General features: G+C 64.4%; 17 protein-coding genes. 8 read left to right on the top strand and 9 right to left on the bottom strand.

From position 1 onward, the window contains the following. Positions 1-321 precede the first annotated feature (321 nt). Both LOY33_RS05070 and LOY33_RS05065 read left to right on the top strand, forming a co-directional pair. Entirely contained in the window at positions 322-534 is a 213-nt protein-coding gene (locus LOY33_RS05070; protein WP_003175786.1) for a cold-shock protein, read from the top strand. A 97-nt stretch (positions 535-631) separates the two neighbouring features. Then, positions 632-1120, top strand: a complete 489-nt coding sequence (locus LOY33_RS05065; protein WP_253086866.1) for an RDD family protein — start codon at positions 632-634, stop codon at positions 1118-1120. Between the two features lie 83 nt (positions 1121-1203). Here the strand turns inward: LOY33_RS05065 and lptG are convergent, their stop codons facing one another. Both lptG and lptF read right to left on the bottom strand, forming a co-directional pair. Beyond that, on the bottom strand, positions 1204-2265 hold the full coding sequence (gene lptG / locus LOY33_RS05060) for an LPS export ABC transporter permease LptG (protein ID WP_054916376.1): 1062 nt from the start codon (positions 2263-2265) through the stop codon (positions 1204-1206). Beyond that, a complete protein-coding gene (lptF, locus tag LOY33_RS05055; RefSeq protein WP_258662071.1) occupies positions 2258-3373 on the bottom strand; it encodes an LPS export ABC transporter permease LptF in 1116 nt (371 codons plus the stop codon). Before lptF ends, lptG begins: the two co-directional genes overlap by 8 nt. Positions 3374-3660: 287 nt before the next feature. On the opposite strand from lptF, the gene LOY33_RS05050 reads away from it, so the two are divergent. The 5 genes from LOY33_RS05050 to rlmF all read left to right on the top strand — a co-directional run bounded on the left by LOY33_RS05050 (position 3661) and on the right by rlmF (position 10127). Further along, complete coding sequence (locus LOY33_RS05050) at positions 3661-5154, top strand: leucyl aminopeptidase (protein WP_054916377.1); 1494 nt, start codon at positions 3661-3663, stop codon at positions 5152-5154. Between the two features lie 51 nt (positions 5155-5205). Continuing rightward, positions 5206-5634: a DNA polymerase III subunit chi gene (locus LOY33_RS05045; protein ID WP_043862523.1), complete on the top strand. Its 429-nt coding sequence runs from the start codon at positions 5206-5208 to the stop codon at positions 5632-5634. Positions 5635-5636: 2 nt separating this feature from the next. Beyond that, entirely contained in the window at positions 5637-6002 is a 366-nt protein-coding gene (locus LOY33_RS05040; RefSeq protein ID WP_258662061.1) for a DNA polymerase III subunit chi, read from the top strand. A gap of 170 nt (positions 6003-6172) precedes the next feature. Continuing rightward, positions 6173-9019, top strand: coding sequence for a valine--tRNA ligase (locus LOY33_RS05035; RefSeq protein WP_043862437.1), 2847 nt, complete (start codon positions 6173-6175; stop codon positions 9017-9019). 145 nt (positions 9020-9164) lie between these two features. Then, positions 9165-10127, top strand: coding sequence for a 23S rRNA (adenine(1618)-N(6))-methyltransferase RlmF (rlmF, locus tag LOY33_RS05030; protein ID WP_210014153.1), 963 nt, complete (start codon positions 9165-9167; stop codon positions 10125-10127). Positions 10128-10199: 72 nt separating this feature from the next. Here rlmF and LOY33_RS05025 read toward each other — a convergent pair whose 3' ends face one another. Further along, positions 10200-10481: an HU family DNA-binding protein gene (locus LOY33_RS05025; RefSeq protein WP_009398256.1), complete on the bottom strand. Its 282-nt coding sequence runs from the start codon at positions 10479-10481 to the stop codon at positions 10200-10202. 408 nt (positions 10482-10889) lie between these two features. Between LOY33_RS05025 and yejK the strand changes: the two genes are divergently transcribed. Continuing rightward, complete coding sequence (gene yejK / locus LOY33_RS05020; protein WP_043862439.1) at positions 10890-11897, top strand: nucleoid-associated protein YejK; 1008 nt, start codon at positions 10890-10892, stop codon at positions 11895-11897. Here yejK and LOY33_RS05015 read toward each other — a convergent pair. From LOY33_RS05015 to hisD, 6 genes are all read right to left on the bottom strand, one after another. Continuing rightward, a complete protein-coding gene (locus tag LOY33_RS05015; protein ID WP_258662045.1) occupies positions 11878-12171 on the bottom strand; it encodes a GIY-YIG nuclease family protein in 294 nt (97 codons plus the stop codon). The two genes, yejK and LOY33_RS05015, sit on opposite strands and share 20 nt — an antisense overlap. A gap of 40 nt (positions 12172-12211) precedes the next feature. After that, the gene (locus tag LOY33_RS05010; RefSeq protein ID WP_043862441.1) at positions 12212-12682 is read right to left on the bottom strand and encodes a nuclear transport factor 2 family protein; all 471 of its coding nucleotides are present in this window, start codon (positions 12680-12682) and stop codon (positions 12212-12214) included. 152 nt (positions 12683-12834) lie between these two features. Then, positions 12835-14112, bottom strand: coding sequence for a CynX/NimT family MFS transporter (locus LOY33_RS05005; protein ID WP_408980679.1), 1278 nt, complete (start codon positions 14110-14112; stop codon positions 12835-12837). Next, positions 14102-14749, bottom strand: coding sequence for a FadR/GntR family transcriptional regulator (locus LOY33_RS05000; RefSeq protein WP_043862443.1), 648 nt, complete (start codon positions 14747-14749; stop codon positions 14102-14104). Before LOY33_RS05000 ends, LOY33_RS05005 begins: the two co-directional genes overlap by 11 nt. 130 nt (positions 14750-14879) lie before the next feature. Further along, positions 14880-15926, bottom strand: a complete 1047-nt coding sequence (hisC, locus tag LOY33_RS04995; RefSeq protein WP_258662035.1) for a histidinol-phosphate transaminase — start codon at positions 15924-15926, stop codon at positions 14880-14882. A 2-nt stretch (positions 15927-15928) separates the two neighbouring features. Beyond that, a complete protein-coding gene (hisD, locus tag LOY33_RS04990; RefSeq protein ID WP_043862445.1) occupies positions 15929-17269 on the bottom strand; it encodes a histidinol dehydrogenase in 1341 nt (446 codons plus the stop codon). Between the last annotated feature and the right edge of the window lie 121 nt (positions 17270-17390).

The raw sequence follows: 17390 nt of genomic DNA, 5'->3' as shown, positions 1-17390 counted from the left end.
GGTGTCATGGCGCGTTCGGGATATTCGTTTTCGAACGCGTTTTACAACTTTCGAACACGCCCGACAGCGGCCCGCAAACAGCCCCGGAAATTTCCCGCCAGGCCCCGTGGTGCGGCGCTCTGCGGGACTTGTTTTTGCAATCGAAATGAGTGTAGATTCACTGCACTGTGTTTGCATGGGTCGCTATGGTTCGTGACCTGGGCAGTAGCGCCGAGTTTTGCTACAACCCGTTCGACGTCTCTTACTTTCCTGCAACCCAGCCCAGTACTCTTTCAATGAAAGAAACTGTTACTAATTCTAAGTTTCAAAGGAAATAAGACAATGTCCCAACGTCAGAGCGGTACCGTCAAGTGGTTTAACGACGAGAAAGGTTTTGGTTTCATCACTCCAGAAAGCGGTCCGGATCTGTTCGTACACTTCCGCGCTATTCAGGGCAACGGCTTCAAGAGCCTGAAAGAAGGCCAGAAAGTGACCTTCGTTGCTGTGCAGGGCCAAAAAGGCATGCAAGCCGACGAAGTTCAAGCCGAAGCCTGATCTTCATCAACGAAAGAGCCCCTGCTGGCAACAGCAGGGGCTTTTTTGTGCGCGCAATTCCGTAGAATGGGCGCTTTGTCACCCGGAGCCTGAGCGCATGCCCAAGCAACTTCTTCAACCACAGGGCGAGTTCCCCGTGGTCGGCCTGGGCCGTCGCCTGGCCGCAATGTTCTATGACTTCCTGTTGTGCACCGCCCTGCTGATGGTGACCACGCTGGTGTACAAGATGGTGCAGATGGCGATCATCGGCGAGACGCGCATGCGCACCCTGACCGAGGCGGGGGCGCTGGATGGCGATCCATTGCTGTCGACCGTTCTGCTGTTCATGCTGTTCGGCTTCTTCGCCAAGTTCTGGACCCACGGCGGCCAGACCCTTGGCATGCAGGTATGGGGCATCCGCGTGCAGAATGCCGACGGCAGTGCCATCAGCCTGTGGCAGGCACTGCTGCGCTTTGTCGTGTCGATTGCGTCGTGGCTGTGCCTGGGCCTGGGGTTTCTGTGGTCGCTGGTGGACAAGAAAAAACGCGCCTGGCATGACATGTACTCGGAAACCCAGCTGGTGCGGATTCCCAAGCGCAAGAAGTAGAACCGCAGCGCGCCGTTCGCCGGCACAGGCAACCAATGAAAAAGCCGACCCTGAGGTCGGCTTTTTGTTGGCCAGGGTAATCGCTACCCCGCCCTGCGTAGCAACCACACCCCCGCCAGCGCACAGATTGCCGCCGGGATCACCACCGCCAGCAGCGGCGGGAAGCCGAACACCTGGCTCGAAGGGCCCAGCAGGTCCTGGGCGATGCGGAACACGAAGCCCACCAGCACCCCGGTGAACACCCGCTGGCCCAGCGTCACCGAACGCAGCGGGCCGAAGATGAACGACACCGCCATCAGTACCAGCGCCGCTGTGACCACCGGTTGCAGCACCTTGGTCCAGAACGCCAGCCAGTAGCGCGCGTTGTTCAGGCCCTGGTCGGAGAGGTAGTGAATGTAGTCCCACAGCCCGCTGATCGACAGCGACTCGGGCGCCAGTACCACGGTGCTGAGCAGCTCGGGGGTCAGGGCGACGTCCCAGCGCTCCTCGGCATTGTGGATGACTTCGGTGTGGTCCCCACGGAAGTGCGTGGTGGTCACGTCGGTCAGTTCCCAGTGGCCCTGGGTGTATTGCGCCCTGCGCGCAAAGCTGGAGGTCTGCATGTGACGCTCGTTGTCGAAGCGATAACGCGTCACGCCCAGCAACAGCCCATTGGGCTGCACGGTGTTGATGTGCACGAACTCCTCGCCCTGGCGGTGCCACAGGCCGCGTTTGGAGCTTTGCGCCTCACCGCCACCCTGCGCCAGCGAACGGTCGGCCTGGGCCTTGTTCTCGGTCACGGGTGCCAGGTACTCGCCCATCAGCACGCCGATCAGCATCAGTACCAGCATCGGCTTCATGACCGCCCACACGATGCGCCCGATGGACACGCCGGCAGCGCGCATGATGGTCAGTTCGCTGCTGCTGGCCAGGCTGCCCAGGCCGATCAGGCAGCCGATCAGCGCGGCCATCGGCAGCATGTCGTACAGGCGCCGTGGCGCGGTCAGCAGCACGTAGTTGCCCGCGTCCCACAAGGTGTAGGTATCGCTGATGTCGCCCATCTCGTCGATGAAGGCGAACAGCGACGCCAGGCCGAGGATGATCCCCAGCACGGCGATGATGGCCATGAACACGCTCTGGCCGATGTAGCGATCGAGTTTAGCCACGGGCCACCTCCGCACGACGGCTGGCGCGCTTGAGGCGCAGCGGTTCCCAGAACATCAGGCCCAGGCCGATCAGCAGGAACAGCCCATGCACCGGCCACAGGCCCAGGCCGATCGGCAACTTGCCTTTCTCCAGGGCGCCGCGGGCGGCAATCAGAATCGTCAGGTAAGCCATATACAGAAGGATCGCCGGCAGCAGCTTGAGGAAACGGCCCTGGCGCGGGTTGACCCGCGACAGCGGCACCGCCATCAGGGTCACGATGAACACCAGCAGCGGCAGCGACAGGCGCCACTGCAGTTCGGCACGCTCGCGCAGCCCGGAACTGCCGATCAGTTCGGACGTCGGAATGGCCTCGCGCTCGGTGACTTCCTGGCTGACCTCCGGCTTGGGCAGCAGCACACCGTAGGTGTCGTACTTGATGGCGCGGTAATCGGCCTGGCCCGGGTTGCCGTCGTAGCGGTAGCCGTTTTCAAGGATCAGGTAGCGGTTGCCGTCGGCCTGCACTTCCTGACGGCCCTTTTCGGCCACCAGCACGGAGATGCCACGGTCCTTGCTCTTGTCCTGGGACAGGCGCTTCTCGGAAATGAACACGCCGGCCAGCTTTGAACGGTCATCCGACAGCTGCTCGGTGTAGGTGACCCGCGAACCGTCGCGCAAGTTCTGGAAGCGGCCCGGCACCAGGGTGTCGAACTCGGTCAGCGCATCCTGCTGGTTGATGATCTGCGATACCTGGGTCACGCCCTGGGGCGCCAGGCTCAGGCTCAGCCAGGCTACCAGCACCGCGATCAGTGCAGCCGGCATCAGGGTCATGCCCAGCAGGCGCTGCTGGCTCATGCCGGTTGCCGAGAGCACGGTCATCTCGCTTTCCAGGTACAGCCGGCCGTAGGCCAGCAGGATGCCCAGAAACAGGCCCAGCGGCAGGATCAGTTGCAGAAAGCCCGGCAGGCGGTAGCCCATGATCAGGAACAGTACGCCCGGATCGAGCATGCCCTGGGCCGCCTGGGCCAGGTATTTGATGAAGCGCCCGCTCATGATGATGACCAGCAGCACAGCGCTGACGGCACTCAAGGTCACCAGGACCTCGCGGGACAGATAACGGAAGACGATCAAACCAGACACTCCTGGGTTGTCAGGCTCGGACAGCCGAACAAGGGAAAACGTTGCAACCAAGATAGTCGCCCGCCCGCCAAAGGCGAACCCGGACAAAAGTGCGCGCATTATCCTGTGAATGGCCGTGCCTGTCACTTGGCGCCGTGCAAAGCTTCATCTCGGGGTTGTCAGCGCGCCCGCCGCAGGCTCAAACTGGGCGCTTTCTGACTGGCCCGCCACGGCGCGCCAGGCCGCTTCGAGCGCCTGCACCGCCAGCGCGCACTGACAGTTCATTCGGGGACCCTGACATGGAATTGGTTGTAAAAAGCGTAGCCGCAGCATCCTTGAAAACCGCCACCCTGGTACTGAGCGTGGGTGAAGGCCGCACACTGGGCGCTACCGCCAAGGCCGTGGACGACGCCAGCAACGGCGCCCTGAGCGCAGTGCTCAAGCGCGGCGACCTGGCCGGCAAGGTCGGCCAGACCCTGCTGCTGCAAGGCCTGGCCGGGGTCAAGGCCGAGCGCGTATTGCTGGTGGGGACCGGCAAGGACGCCCTTGCCGACCGCGCCTGGCGCAAGCTGGCGGGCAGCGTGCTCAACGTGCTCAAGGGCCTGGCTGGCAGCGATGCGGTGCTGGCACTGGACGACGTTGCCGTGACCGGCCGCGATGCCAACTACGGCAAGGTACGCCTGCTGGCCGAGAGCCTGCTCGATGGTCAATATGTATTCGATCATTACAAGAGCAAGAAGGCCGAGCCGATCGCCCTGAAGAAGATCACCCTGCTCAGCGACAAGGCCGGCCTGGCCGAGGTGGAGCGCGCCGTCAAGCACGCCACCGCGATCGCCAACGGCATGGGCTTCACCCGCGACCTGGGCAACCTGCCGCCGAACATCTGCCACCCAAGCTATCTGGCCGAACAGGCCAAGGCGCTGGGCAAGGAGTTCAAGGGCCTCAAGGTCGAGGTGCTGGACGAGAAGAAGATCAAGGACCTGGGCATGGGCGCGTTCTACGCCGTGGGCCAGGGCAGCGATCAGCCGCCACGCCTGATCGTGCTCAGCTACCAGGGCGCCGCCAAGAAGAGCGAGAAGCCTTACGTACTGGTGGGCAAGGGCATCACCTTCGACACCGGCGGCATCAGCCTCAAGCCCGGTGCCGGCATGGATGAAATGAAGTACGACATGGGCGGTGCAGCCAGCGTGTTCGGCACCCTGCGTGCCGTGCTCGAACTCAAGCTGCCGATCAACCTGGTGTGTGTACTGGCCTGTGCCGAGAACATGCCCAGCGGTGGCGCCAGCCGTCCGGGCGACATCGTCACCACCATGAGCGGGCAGACCGTCGAAATCCTCAACACCGACGCCGAAGGCCGCCTGGTGCTGTGCGACGCACTGACCTACGTGGAGCGCTTCAAGCCGCAGGCGGTGATCGACATCGCCACCCTGACCGGCGCCTGCATCGTCGCCCTGGGCAGCCATACCTCGGGCCTGATGGGCAACGACGACGAACTGATCGGCCAACTGCTGGACGCCGGCAAGCGTGCCGACGACCGCGCCTGGCAACTGCCGCTGTTCGACGAATACCAGGAGCAGCTCGACAGCCCGTTCGCCGACATCGCCAACATCGGCGGCCCGAAGGCGGGCAGCATTACCGCCGGCTGCTTCCTGTCGCGCTTTGCCAAGGCCTACCACTGGGCCCACCTGGACATCGCCGGCACGGCCTGGACCAGCGGCGGCAAGGACAAGGGCGCCACTGGCCGCCCGGTACCGCTGCTGACCCAATACCTGCTCGACCGCGCCAACGCCTGAGGCGCCGTCCACCGGCCGCGCTGCAAGGCGTAGCCGGTGGGCCACCCCACCATGAGCAAAGTCGACTTCTATATCCTGCCCAGCCCCGCGCCTGCCGCGCGGCTGGATTTCGCCTGCAAGCTGTGCGAAAAGGCCTGGCGCCTTGGGCACCGCGTGTACCTCAACTGCAGCGATGCGGCCCAGCGCGACGAGCTGGATGCGCGGCTGTGGGCGTTCAAGGGCGAGGCCTTCGTGCCCCACAGCGCGCTCGAGGACGACCCGCACGGCGCGGTGGCGCTGGGGGTCGGTGACGACCCGGGCGATCATCAGGACCTGCTGGTCAATCTCGACCTGAAAGTACCCGGTTTTGCCGCACGCTTTGCCCGCATTGCCGAGATCGTGGTGGAGGAGCCGGCCATTCGTGCGGCGGCGCGGGAGAGTTTCCGTTTCTACCGTGAACAGGGCTATGCTCTGCAAGACCACCGTTTACAGCGACTCTGATGATGGACAAACCTGCCCCCATGCCAAAACCTGCGCATTTGCTGGACGATCTGGAGTCGATTCGCCAGTTGCTGGGTGACGATGCCCTGGAACCGCCACTGCTGACCGAAACCGTCGAGGAGCAGATACCGTTGCTGCTCGAGCCGGCCGAACCGGCAGCGCGGGCCCCGGTGGCTGCCGAGCCGGCTGCCGAGCCCGACCCGCAGGCGCGCCGCCAGGACACCCTGCTGCACCTGGACAGCGAACTGCGCGCGGCGGCGCGGTTGATCATGCAGGATGTGATCAAGGACTTTACCCCGCATATCGAGAACGAGATCAAGCGGCGCCTGGATGCCCGCCTTGAGCGGTTGTTGAACTCACGCTCGTAATCAAAAACGGGGGGCGAGCCTTTGGCTCGCTTCGCCGGCAAGGCCGGCTCCTACGCGAAGAATTCCCCACAGTTTTTTGCCCCACTCCCGCACCTCACGCTACGCCCCGGCCCTTATCCCCGCTATACTTCTCGGCTTTCCTGAATAAATGCCATAGGGTCCCGCCGCGCATGGATAAGACCTACCAGCCGCACGCCATTGAAACTTCCTGGTACAACACCTGGGAGTCAGAGAATTATTTCGCCCCGCAAGGCGCGGGCGATTCGTACACCATCATGATCCCGCCGCCGAACGTGACCGGCAGCCTGCACATGGGTCACGGCTTCAACAACGCGATCATGGACGCCCTGATCCGTTTTCGCCGCATGCAGGGTCGCAACACCCTGTGGCAACCAGGCACCGACCACGCCGGCATCGCCACGCAGATGCTGGTGGAGCGTCAACTGGAGGCCAAGGGCCAGAACCGTCACGACCTGGGCCGCGACAAATTCCTCGAGAAAGTCTGGGAATGGAAGGATCAGTCCGGTGGCAACATCAGCCGCCAGATCCGCCGCCTGGGCTCGTCGGTAGACTGGAGCCGCGAGCGCTTCACCATGGACGACGGCCTGTCCGAAGCGGTCAAGGAAGCCTTCGTGCGCCTGCATGAAGATGGCCTGATCTACCGCGGCAAGCGCCTGGTCAACTGGGACACCAAGCTGCACACGGCGATCTCCGACCTCGAAGTGGAAAGCCACGACGAGAAAGGCCATCTGTGGAACCTGCGCTACCCGCTGGCCGACGGTGCCACCACGGCCGACGGCAAGGACCACCTGGTGGTTGCCACCACCCGTCCGGAAACCCTGCTCGGCGACGCCGCCGTGGCCGTCAACCCGAACGACGAGCGCTACCAGGCGCTGATCGGCAAGTTCGTCAAGCTGCCGCTGGTCGGTCGCCTGATCCCGATCATCGCCGATGACTACTGCGACCCCGAATTCGGCACCGGCTGCGTGAAGATCACCCCGGCCCACGACTTCAACGACTACGAAGTCGGCAAGCGCCACAACCTGCCGCTGCTCAACATCTTCGACAAGAACGCTGCGGTGCTGCCGGCAGCCCAGGTGTTCAACCTCGACGGCAGCCTGAACGAAAGCCTGGACGCCAGCCTGCCTGCCGCCTACGCCGGCCTCGACCGCTTCGTGGCGCGCAAGCAGATCGTTGCCGACCTGGATGCCGCAGGCCTGCTGGTCAGCGTCGACGACCACGCCTTGAAAGTGCCCAAGGGCGACCGCTCCGGCACCATCATCGAGCCATGGCTGACCGACCAGTGGTACGTGTCGACCAAGCCGCTGGCCGAGCCTGCGATCGCCGCTGTCGAAGACGGCCGCATCCAGTTCGTGCCCAAGCAGTACGAGAACATGTACTTCTCCTGGATGCGCGACATCCAGGACTGGTGCATCAGCCGCCAGCTGTGGTGGGGCCACCGCATTCCGGCCTGGTACGACGTGTCGGGCAAGGTCTATGTGGGGCGCAGCGAAGAAGAAGTGCGCGCCAAGCACCAGCTGGGCGACGACGTGGTCCTGAACCAGGACAACGACGTGCTCGACACCTGGTTCAGCTCGGGCCTGTGGACCTTCTCCACCCTGGGCTGGCCGCAGCAGACCGAATTCCTCAAGACCTTCCACTCCACCGACGTGCTGGTGACCGGTTTCGACATCATCTTCTTCTGGGTTGCCCGGATGATCATGTTGACCATGCACCTGGTGAAGAACGAGGACGGTACCCCGCAAGTGCCGTTCAAGACCGTGTACGTGCATGGTCTGGTTCGTGATGGCCAGGGCCAGAAGATGTCCAAGTCAAAGGGCAACGTGCTCGACCCGCTGGACATCGTCGACGGCATCACCCTGGACGCGCTGCTGGAGAAACGCACCAGCGGCCTGATGCAGCCCAAGCTGGCCGACAAGATCGCCAAGCAGACCAAGGCCGAGTTCCCCGAAGGCATCGCCAGCTACGGCACCGATGCCCTGCGCTTCACCTTCTGCTCGCTGGCGTCCACCGGTCGCGACATCAAGTTCGACATGGGCCGCGTCGAAGGCTATCGCAACTTCTGCAACAAGATCTGGAACGCCGCGCGCTACGTGCTGGACAAGGGCGAGGACTGCGGCCAGAACGGCGAGGCCTACGAGCTGTCGCTGGCCGACCGCTGGATCATCTCGCAGCTGCAGCGCACCGAAGCCGAAGTGACCCGCCAGCTGGACCAGTTCCGCTTCGACCTGGCCGCCCAGGCGCTGTACGAGTTCATCTGGAACCAGTACTGCGACTGGTACCTGGAGCTGTCCAAGCCGGTACTGTGGGACGAGAACGCACCGGTCGAACGCCAGCGCGGCACCCGTCGCACCCTGGTCCGCGTGCTGGAAGTGGCGCTGCGCCTGGCGCACCCGTTCATGCCGTTCATCACCGAGGAAATCTGGCAGCGCCTGGCGCCGCTGGCCGGTATCGAAGGCAAGACCATCATGCTGCAGCCGTGGCCGGTGGCCAACGAAAGCCGCATCGATGAAGCGGCCGAAGGCGATATCGAGTGGCTCAAGGAACTGATGCTGGGCGTGCGCAACATCCGTGGCGAAATGAACATCGGCCCGGGCAAGCCATTGCAGCTGTTCCTCAAGAACGCCAGTGCCGAAGACGTACGTCGCCTGCAGGAAAACGAGGCACTGCTCAAGAAGCTGGCCAAGATCGAATCCTTCACCGTGCTGGGCGAGCAGGACGAGGCGCCGCTGAGCGCCACCGCCCTGGTCGGTGACCTGCAGGTGCTGGTGCCGATGGCCGGGCTGATCGACAAGGATGCCGAGCTGGCGCGTCTGAACAAGGAAATCCAGCGCCTGCAAGGCGAAGTGCAGCGGGTGGGCGGCAAGCTGTCCAACCCGGCGTTCGTCGACAAGGCGCCGCCTGCGGTGATCGACAAGGAGCGCGCCAAGCTGGCCGAGGCCGAACAGGCCCTGGCCAACTTCACCGAGCAGCATGCGCGGATTGCCGCCTTGTAATACTCACTGACTGTAGGAGCCGGCCTTGCCGGCGAAGCAGGCGACACTGCCCTGCTACCTGCACTGGCAAGGCTGCGCCTTGCATCGCCGGCAAGGCCGGCTCCTACAGGGGGCCCGTCTTGCCGGCGTTTTTTATGGGATTTTCATGACCACACCCAACAAACCCACCCTGCACCCGCGCAACCGCCACCAGGGTCGCTACGACTTCCCGCAACTGATCAAGAGCAGCCCCGAGCTGGGCCGCTTCATGATCACCAACCCCCACGGCAAGCCGAGCATCGATTTCGCCGACCCCGAGGCAGTGCGCGTGTTCAACCGCGCCCTGCTCAAGGCCCAGTACGGCATCCAGCACTGGGACATCCCGGCCGACTACCTGTGCCCGCCCATACCCGGCCGCGCCGACTACCTGCATGGCCTGGCCGACCTGCTGGCCACCGACAACGATGGCGAGATTCCGCGGGGTGCGATGATCCAGGCACTGGATGTGGGGGTCGGGGCCAACTGCATCTATCCGCTGCTGGGTCACGTCGACTACCGCTGGCGCTTCCTGGGCTCGGACATCGACCCGGTGGCCCTGGGCGCCGCCAAGGCCATCGTGCAAGCCAACGGGCTGGGCAAGGTCATCAGCCTGCGCCAGCAGGGCAATGCGCGGCAGATCCTCGCCGGCCTGCTAAAGAGCGACGAACGCTTCGACGTCACCCTGTGCAACCCGCCCTTCCACGCCTCGCGTGACGAAGCCACCCGTGGCAGCCAGCGCAAATGGCGGGCGCTGGGCAAGGCCGACCCCAAGCGCAAGCTGCCGGTACTGAACTTTGGCGGGCAGAACAACGAGCTGTGGTGCGAGGGCGGTGAAATCCGCTTTGTCAGCCAGCTGGTGAATGAAAGCGTGGCCCTGGGCCAACAGGTGCTGTGGTTCAGCAGCCTGGTGTCGAAGGCATCGAACCTGCCGGGTATCGAGGCGGCCCTGAACAAGGCCGGCGCAGTAGAGCACCGCGTGCTGGAGATGGGCCAGGGGCAGAAGCAGAGCCGCCTGGTGGCCTGGACCTTCCAGACACCTCAGGCGCGCGCAGCGTGGCGCCAGCTGCGCTGGACGAAACCCGCCCCCTAGGGGCATGCGCAGCACCCACAAAAAAACCGCGCCTGGCTCGCACCGGACGCGGTTTTCAGAAGCTGTTTACAATTACTTGTTTACAGCGTCGGTCAGCACTTTGGCTGGAACGAACTTGACGACTTTCTTGGCAGCGATTTCGATGGCAGCGCCAGTCGAAGGGTTACGACCGGTACGGGCAGGACGCTCGGTGATCTTCAGCTTGCCGATACCCGGCAGGGTGATTTCGCTGCCATTTTCCAGTTGATCAGCAACGATCTGGCCCAGTTGCTCCAGAGCGTTACGCGCGGTGGTTTTCGGCGCGTCGATAGCTTCGGCGATATCGGCGATCAGTTGGTCTTTGGTCAATGCCATGGTGGTGTTCCTTCCCTATCAAATTCAGTTGGTTTGCAGAGTGCAGCGTCAGCCATCGGCCCAGACCCGCGAGTCTTCGGCGGTCCGGGGTATATCCATTGCCAATCGCGTATGTAGATACACAAAAATGCGTTTGGTTCGACGTGACATCAGCGGTCTGCCAGCAATGCGCCACACGCGGTGCGCAAGACCGGGCAAAACTACCACACGAAGCGATAAATATCCGCCTCCCACAGGCCAAATGTTCTGGTTTTTCGGGGGTTTGCAGCAAATTTCGCAAAAAATCGAACAAAAAATGAACAACCCTTGCGTCGACACACATCCATACCCTGCTCAAGCCCCCGGCTGGGTTACACTTGGCCGCTTTGCAGCGCCGTATGTCGCGCCCTATTTTCAGCCGAGAATCCCATGCCGATCCGTCATTGCATCGTCCACCTGATCGACAAGAAACCCGATGGCAGCCCTGCCGTGCTGCACGCACGCGACTCGGAACTGGCCGAGTCGACCGCCATCGAGAACCTGCTGGCCGACCTCAACGACAGCTACAACGCCAAACAGGGCAAAGCCTGGGGCCTGTTCCACGCCGAGTCCGGCGCCCATCCGTTCAGCGGCTGGCTGAAGGAATACCTGGATGAAGGCAAGACCTTCACCGCCTTCAGCCGCGTGGCCGTCGAGCACCTGCAGAAACTGATGGAAGAGTCGAACCTGTCCACCGGTGGCCACGTACTGTTCGCCCACTACCAGCAAGGCATGACCGACTACCTGGCCATCGCCCTGCTGCACCACAGCGAAGGTGTGGCGGTGAACGCCGACCTGGACGTGACCCCCTCGCGCCACCTGGACCTGGGCCAGCTGCACCTGGCTGCTCGCATCAACATCTCCGAGTGGCAGAACAACAAGCAGTCCAAGCAGTACATCTCGTTCATCAAGGGCAAGAACGGCAAGAAGGTCTCGGAGTACTTCCGCGACTTCATCGGCTGCCAGGAAGGCGTCGACGGCCCGGGAGAGACCCGCACCCTGCTCAAGGCCTTCAGCGACTTCGTCGAGAGCGAGGACCTGCCCGAGGAAGCCGCCCGCGAAAAGACCCAGACCCTGGTCGAGTACGCCACCAGCCAGACCAAGGCAGGCGAGCCGGTGACCCTGAGCGAGCTGTCGGAACTGATCGACGAGGACCGCCCGCGGGCCTTCTATGACCATATCCGCAACAAGGACTACGGCCTGTCGCCGGAGATCCCGGCCGACAAGCGCACCCTGAACCAGTTCCGCCGCTTCACCGGCCGCGCCGAGGGCCTGTCGATCAGCTTCGAGGCACACCTGCTGGGCTCGAAGATCGAGTACGACGAAGAGGCCGGCACCCTGATCATCAAGGGCCTGCCCACCCAGCTCACCGATCAGCTCAAGCGTCGCAAGGACTGAGCCCCGTCCAGGAGGCCACCAGTGCCTCCTTGGCCGACTTGCGCAGCTTCTTCACCAGGCGTTCCTGGCGCAGCGCCTCGGCCTTGTCCGGCCAGGCTTCCACATACACCAGCGCCACTGCCGGGCTGGTGCTGAAGTAACGCGCACCGCGGCCGCTCTGATGGGCATTGAAACGGCGCTCGGGGTTGTCACTGATGCCGCAGTACAACGAACCGTTGGCGGTGCGTACCAGATAGACATACCAGGGTTTGCGAAAGGTGGGGGTTTCGGTCACGGGCATCTGCGTACAGGAGTGAAGGCGACAGCTTACCCCGTCAACGCCCGGCCTGAAATGCGCGCAGGCCTTTTGCCGCCTGTTGGCGAATCTTGCCCTGTACCAGCGGTGTCCAGCCCAGCAGCAGGCCCTTGGTACCCAGCGCCTGGCGGGCCCAGCGCCACAGGTCGAAATGATCGTGATGCTCGACGATCAACCCGTCGCGGATCACGAAACGTGCCTGGATGTCGTTGACCACCACGCGACCGGTCTGGCTGAACAGGTAGGTGGCCACCCAGTGCGCAGTGGCGCTGCGCTCGTCGGCGCGCACGCTGTCGAAGGTCAGGGAGAAATCCTTGGCGCGACTGGCGAGCATGCGCCACATGTCGGCGGCGTCCTTGCCTCGCAAGGTACCGAAGGCCGGGTCGCTGAACACCACCTCGGGGCTGTAGCAGGCGACCATGGCCTCGGCGTCGAGGCGCTGGAAGGCCTGGTAGAAACGTGTGATCAGCGCGATGTTGGCGTCGCTCATGGGCGCGGTCCATTACAGGGGAACGGACGTGAACGATAGGCCGAGTGATGGCTGAAAGCTACGGGTATATACGGTGCGAATGATGTGCCCCATCGCGGGTCAGGCCCGCTCCCACAGGTGCAGTGCAGACCCGCGATGGCAGCCACGCCAAGTCAGACCCGTTCGCTGACCACACCCACCTGCAACGACCGCCCGGCCTTGAGCCCGAAACCGATCGCACCCACGCCCAGCACCGCGAAGATCCAGCCCACTGCGTCCCAGCCACCGGTCACGTCATGCACCAGGCCCACCGCGAACGGCCCCATCGAGGCCAGGGTATAGCCGATGCCCTGGGCCATGCTCGACAGGTTGGCCGCCACATGCGAGTCCTTCGACCGCAACACGATCAGGGTCAGCGCCAGGGCAAAGGTGCCGCCCTGCCCGATACCCAGTACCACCGCCCAGCCCCACAGCCCGCCTAACGGGGCATACAGGCAGCCGAACAGGCCGGCCAGGGTCAGCAGCATCACCAGCACGATGGCCAGGCGCTGGTCCTTGCCACGGGTGGCCAGCCACGGCGCGGTCAGGGCACTGGCCAGTTGCACGATCACCGAACCGGACAGCACCAGCCCGGCCTCGGTCGGGCTCAGGCCACGGCCGATCAGAATCAAGGGCAGCCAGCCGAACACGATGTACGCCAGCGACGACTGCAGGCCCATGTACAGGGTCACCTGCCAGGCCAGCGGATCGCGCAGCAGCCCCCTCACCCGATAAGCCACCGCATGCTTGCCATGCCCGTGGCGCGCCTGGGGCAGCCAGAACAGCGCCGCCACCACCGCCGGAATCAGCCAGACACCCAGGCCCAGCGCCCAACTGTCGTCGAAGTGCTGGCTCAACGGCACGGTGGCGCCGGCCGCCAGGGCCGCGCCCAGGCACAGGGCCATGGTGTACACGCCGGTCAGGGCGCCGGCATGCTTGGGGAAGTCGCGCTTGACGATGCCCGGCAGCAGCACGCCAATCACGCCGATGCTGGCCCCGGCCAGGATGCTGCCGGCAAACAGCCCCACACTGCCCAGCGAGCTGCGCAGCAAGATGCCGCACGCCAGCGTGAGCAGAATGCCCAGCACCACCCGCTCGCTGCCGAAGCGACGCGCCAGGATCGGTGCCAGCGGCGCGAACAGGCCCAGGCACAGTACCGGCAGCGTGGTCAGCAGGCCGGCCTGCGAAGCACTCAGCCCCAGGCTGTCGGACACCTGCCCGAGCAACGGCGCCATGCTCGACAGCGCCGGGCGCAGGTTCAGTGCCACCAGTACCAGCCCCAGCAGCAACAGCCACGGGCGCTGCAGCACGGCGGGCGGTTGCAGCTGGGCGTCGTCGGCTTCGGCGTCGATCAGGAGTTCTTCGAGCGGCGGGTTGGGTTTGGGCATGGCTGTCTCTGCGTCAGGCTTCATTGATAAGGGTTCTGCTCAGGGCCTTGGCCCGTTCCGGGTCGCGTTGCTCGACCGCCTGCAGGATGTCGCGGTGCAGGTCGAACACGCCCTGGCAACGCGATTCGCGCATGTTGTGGTGCACGGCGCACGCCACCACGGCGGAGAAGTAGCGGTACAGCTCGCTCAATGCCGGGTTGTGTGCGGCGTCCACCAGGCGCTGGTGAAACACCAGGTCGCAGGCCACGTAGCTGTCGAGGTCGTCGTGAAAGTGCTCGGCGCTGTGCTGCAGGGCTTCATGCAGCCCCTTGAGGTCGTCGTCGGTGCGGCGCAGCGCCGCCAGCCCGATGGCCTCGGCTTCGAGGATGTGCCGGGTTTCGCGGGCCTGCTCGAGGCTGCAACGCGACAGCACCTGCACGGTGGCCAGCGGGTCGACATTGGCGCGCAGGTAGGTACCGTCGCCCTGGCGCACTTCGACCAGGCCGCTGAAGGCGAGCACGCGCATCGCTTCACGCACGGTATTGCGGCTGATGCCCAGTTCCAGGGCCAGTTCGGGCTCGGTGGGCAGGCGCTGGCCGACGGCCCAGGCGCCATCGGCGACGCGCTGGCGCAGTTGTTCGACGGCCTGCTCGACAAGGGAGCGTTTGATGAGTTGAGTCATTGACGTGCTTACATCCAATCATCGGACGAATCTGAGGAGCGGAGAATAGCCTGTCGGGCCACGTCGATGCAATCGCCAGCTAGGCCGGCTCCCGCAGGAGCCCGCCTAGCTGGCGAAAGACAAGGCGCTATCAGTTCAAGGCGTCAAGCAGCGCCTGGTTCTGCTCGGGCGTACCGATGCTGATACGCAGGAACTGCGCGATGCGCTGCTGCTTGAAGTGGCGCACGATCACGCCCTGCTCGCGCAACTTGGCCGCCAGCGCAGCGGCATCCTGCTCGGGGTGACGGGCAAAGATGAAGTTGGCCGCCGACGGCAGCACCTGGAAACCGCGGTCGGTCAACTGCGCCACCAGCTGCTCCCGGCTGTCGATCACCTGACGGCAGGTCTGTTCGAAATACGCCTGGTCCTCGAACGCCGCCGCCGCGCCGACGATGGCCAGACGATCCAGCGGATAGGAGTTGAAGCTGTTCTTGATGCGCTCCAGCGCCTCGATCAGGTCCTGGTGGCCGACCGCCAGCCCGACCCGCAGGCCGGCCAGGGAACGCGACTTGGACAAGGTCTGGGTCACCAGCAGGTTCGGGTAGCGGTCCACCAGGCTGATGGCGGTCTGGCCGCCGAAGTCGATGTAGGCTTCGTCGACCACCACCACCGAATCCGGGTTGGCCTGCAGCATCTGCTCGACTGCCTCCAGCGCCAGCAGGCAGCCAGTGGGTGCGTTCGGGTTGGGGAAGATGATGCCGCCGTTGGCGCGCTGGTAATCCTCGACACGAATCTGGAACTGCTCGTCCAGCGCTACCGCCTCATACGGGATGCCGTACAGGCCGCAGTACACCGGGTAGAAGCTGTAGCTGATGTCGGGGAACAGCAGCGGCGCATCGTGCTGGAACAGGCCGTGGAAAATGTGCGCGAGCACTTCGTCCGAACCGTTGCCCAGGAACACCTGGCTGGCCTGCACGCCGTAGTAACTGGCCACCGCCTGCTTGAGCCGGTCGCCATTGGGGTCCGGGTACAGGCGCAGGTTGTCGTTGAGCTCGCCGCGCATGGCCTCCAGCGCCTTTGGCGAAGGGCTATAGGGGTTTTCGTTGGTGTTGAGCTTGACCAGCTTGCTCAGCTTGGGCTGCTCGCCCGGCACGTAAGGCACCAGGTCCTTGACGAAGGGGCTCCAGAATTTGCTCATGCTCAGTTGCCCTCTTTATCGACAGGGGTGTGATCGCCAAGGATGCGGTATTCGGCGCTGCGTGCGTGCGCGCTCAGGGATTCGCCACGAGCCAGCACCGACGCGGTGCGACCCAGGTCCGAAGCGCCCTGCTCGGAACAGAAGATGATCGAGGAACGCTTCTGGAAGTCGTACACCCCCAGCGGCGAGGAGAACCGTGCGGTGCCGGAGGTAGGCAGCACGTGGTTGGGGCCAGCGCAGTAGTCGCCCAGCGCTTCGCTGGTGTGGCGGCCCATGAAGATCGCACCGGCATGGCGGATCTGCGGCAACCAGGCCTGCGGGTCGGCCACCGACAACTCCAGGTGCTCGGGGGCGATGCGGTTGGCCACCTCGATGGCCTGCTGCATGTCGCGCACGTGGATCAGTGCGCCACGGCCATTGATGGAGGTCTGGATGATCTCGGCGCGGTCCATGCCCGGCAGCAGCTTGTCGATGCTTGCGGCCACGCGGTCGAGGAACTCGGCATCGGGGCTGACCAGAATCGCCTGGGCGTCTTCGTCATGCTCGGCCTGGGAGAACAGGTCCATGGCGATCCAGTCCGGATCGGTCTGGCCGTCGCACACCACGAGGATCTCCGACGGGCCGGCAATCATGTCGATGCCCACCTGGCCGAACACATGGCGCTTGGCGGTGGCCACGTAGATGTTGCCCGGGCCGACCACCTTGTCTACCTGCGGCACGCTCTCGGTGCCGTAGGCCAGTGCGGCAACCGCCTGGGCGCCACCGATGGTGAACACCCGATCGACCCCGGCGATGCACGCCGCAGCCAGCACCAGCTCGTTGATTTCACCACGCGGGGTGGGTACCACCATGACCACTTCGGACACCCCGGCAACCTTGGCCGGAATCGCGTTCATCAGTACCGACGAGGGGTACGACGCCTTGCCACCCGGTACGTACAGCCCGGCGCGGTCCAGCGGCGTGACCTTCTGGCCCAGCACGGTGCCGTCGGCCTCGGTGTAGGTCCAGGAGTCCTGCTTCTGCCTTTCGTGGTAGCTGCGCACCCGGCGGGCGGCGGTTTCCAGCGCCTCGCGCTGCGCCGGGGTGATGCGGCTCAGGGCCAGCTCCAGGCGCTCGCGCCCCAGGATCAGGTCATCGATGGAGGTGGCCTGGACGCCGTCGAAACGCTGGGTGAATTCCACCAGCGCCGCGTCGCCGCGCTCGCGCACGGCCTTGATGATGTCCAGCACCCGCTGGTTGACCGCATCGTCAGATACGCTTTCCCAGCTCAGCAGATGATCCAGATGTCGGGCGAAATCCGGGTCAGCAGCGTTGAGTCGGCGAATTGCAGTGGACGTGGTCATGGCTAAGGCCTCGGTAAATGGCGGATGCTCAGGCGCCCTAAGCTACCAGTCCATCCGCGCGGGCACCCGAGAAAATTGGCTATGACGCGGATAGACGGGCGCGACAGCGAAGGTCGCGCGC

The organism is Pseudomonas sp. B21-036 (assembly GCF_024748925.1).
Lineage (GTDB): Bacteria > Pseudomonadota > Gammaproteobacteria > Pseudomonadales > Pseudomonadaceae > Aquipseudomonas > Aquipseudomonas palmensis.
The sequence above is the reverse complement of the archived record's forward strand: the minus strand, read 5'-3'. Positions and strand labels throughout refer to the sequence as shown.

What these genes read in the sequence shown, in the direction of transcription:
- LOY33_RS05070 (WP_003175786.1), top strand. Translation starts at nt 322, where the DNA reads ATGTCCCAACGTCAGAGCGGTACCGTCAAGTGGTTTAACGACGAGAAA.
- LOY33_RS05065 (WP_253086866.1), top strand. Translation starts at nt 632, where the DNA reads ATGCCCAAGCAACTTCTTCAACCACAGGGCGAGTTCCCCGTGGTCGGC.
- LOY33_RS05050 (WP_054916377.1), top strand. Translation starts at nt 3,661, where the DNA reads ATGGAATTGGTTGTAAAAAGCGTAGCCGCAGCATCCTTGAAAACCGCC.
- LOY33_RS05045 (WP_043862523.1), top strand. Translation starts at nt 5,206, where the DNA reads ATGAGCAAAGTCGACTTCTATATCCTGCCCAGCCCCGCGCCTGCCGCG.
- LOY33_RS05040 (WP_258662061.1), top strand. Translation starts at nt 5,637, where the DNA reads ATGGACAAACCTGCCCCCATGCCAAAACCTGCGCATTTGCTGGACGAT.
- LOY33_RS05035 (WP_043862437.1), top strand. Translation starts at nt 6,173, where the DNA reads ATGGATAAGACCTACCAGCCGCACGCCATTGAAACTTCCTGGTACAAC.
- rlmF (WP_210014153.1), top strand. Translation starts at nt 9,165, where the DNA reads ATGACCACACCCAACAAACCCACCCTGCACCCGCGCAACCGCCACCAG.
- LOY33_RS05025 (WP_009398256.1), bottom strand. Translation starts at nt 10,481, where the DNA reads ATGGCATTGACCAAAGACCAACTGATCGCCGATATCGCCGAAGCTATC.
- yejK (WP_043862439.1), top strand. Translation starts at nt 10,890, where the DNA reads ATGCCGATCCGTCATTGCATCGTCCACCTGATCGACAAGAAACCCGAT.
- LOY33_RS05010 (WP_043862441.1), bottom strand. Translation starts at nt 12,682, where the DNA reads ATGAGCGACGCCAACATCGCGCTGATCACACGTTTCTACCAGGCCTTC.
- LOY33_RS05005 (WP_408980679.1), bottom strand. Translation starts at nt 14,112, where the DNA reads ATGAAGCCTGACGCAGAGACAGCCATGCCCAAACCCAACCCGCCGCTC.
- LOY33_RS05000 (WP_043862443.1), bottom strand. Translation starts at nt 14,749, where the DNA reads ATGACTCAACTCATCAAACGCTCCCTTGTCGAGCAGGCCGTCGAACAA.
- hisC (WP_258662035.1), bottom strand. Translation starts at nt 15,926, where the DNA reads ATGAGCAAATTCTGGAGCCCCTTCGTCAAGGACCTGGTGCCTTACGTG.
- hisD (WP_043862445.1), bottom strand. Translation starts at nt 17,269, where the DNA reads ATGACCACGTCCACTGCAATTCGCCGACTCAACGCTGCTGACCCGGAT.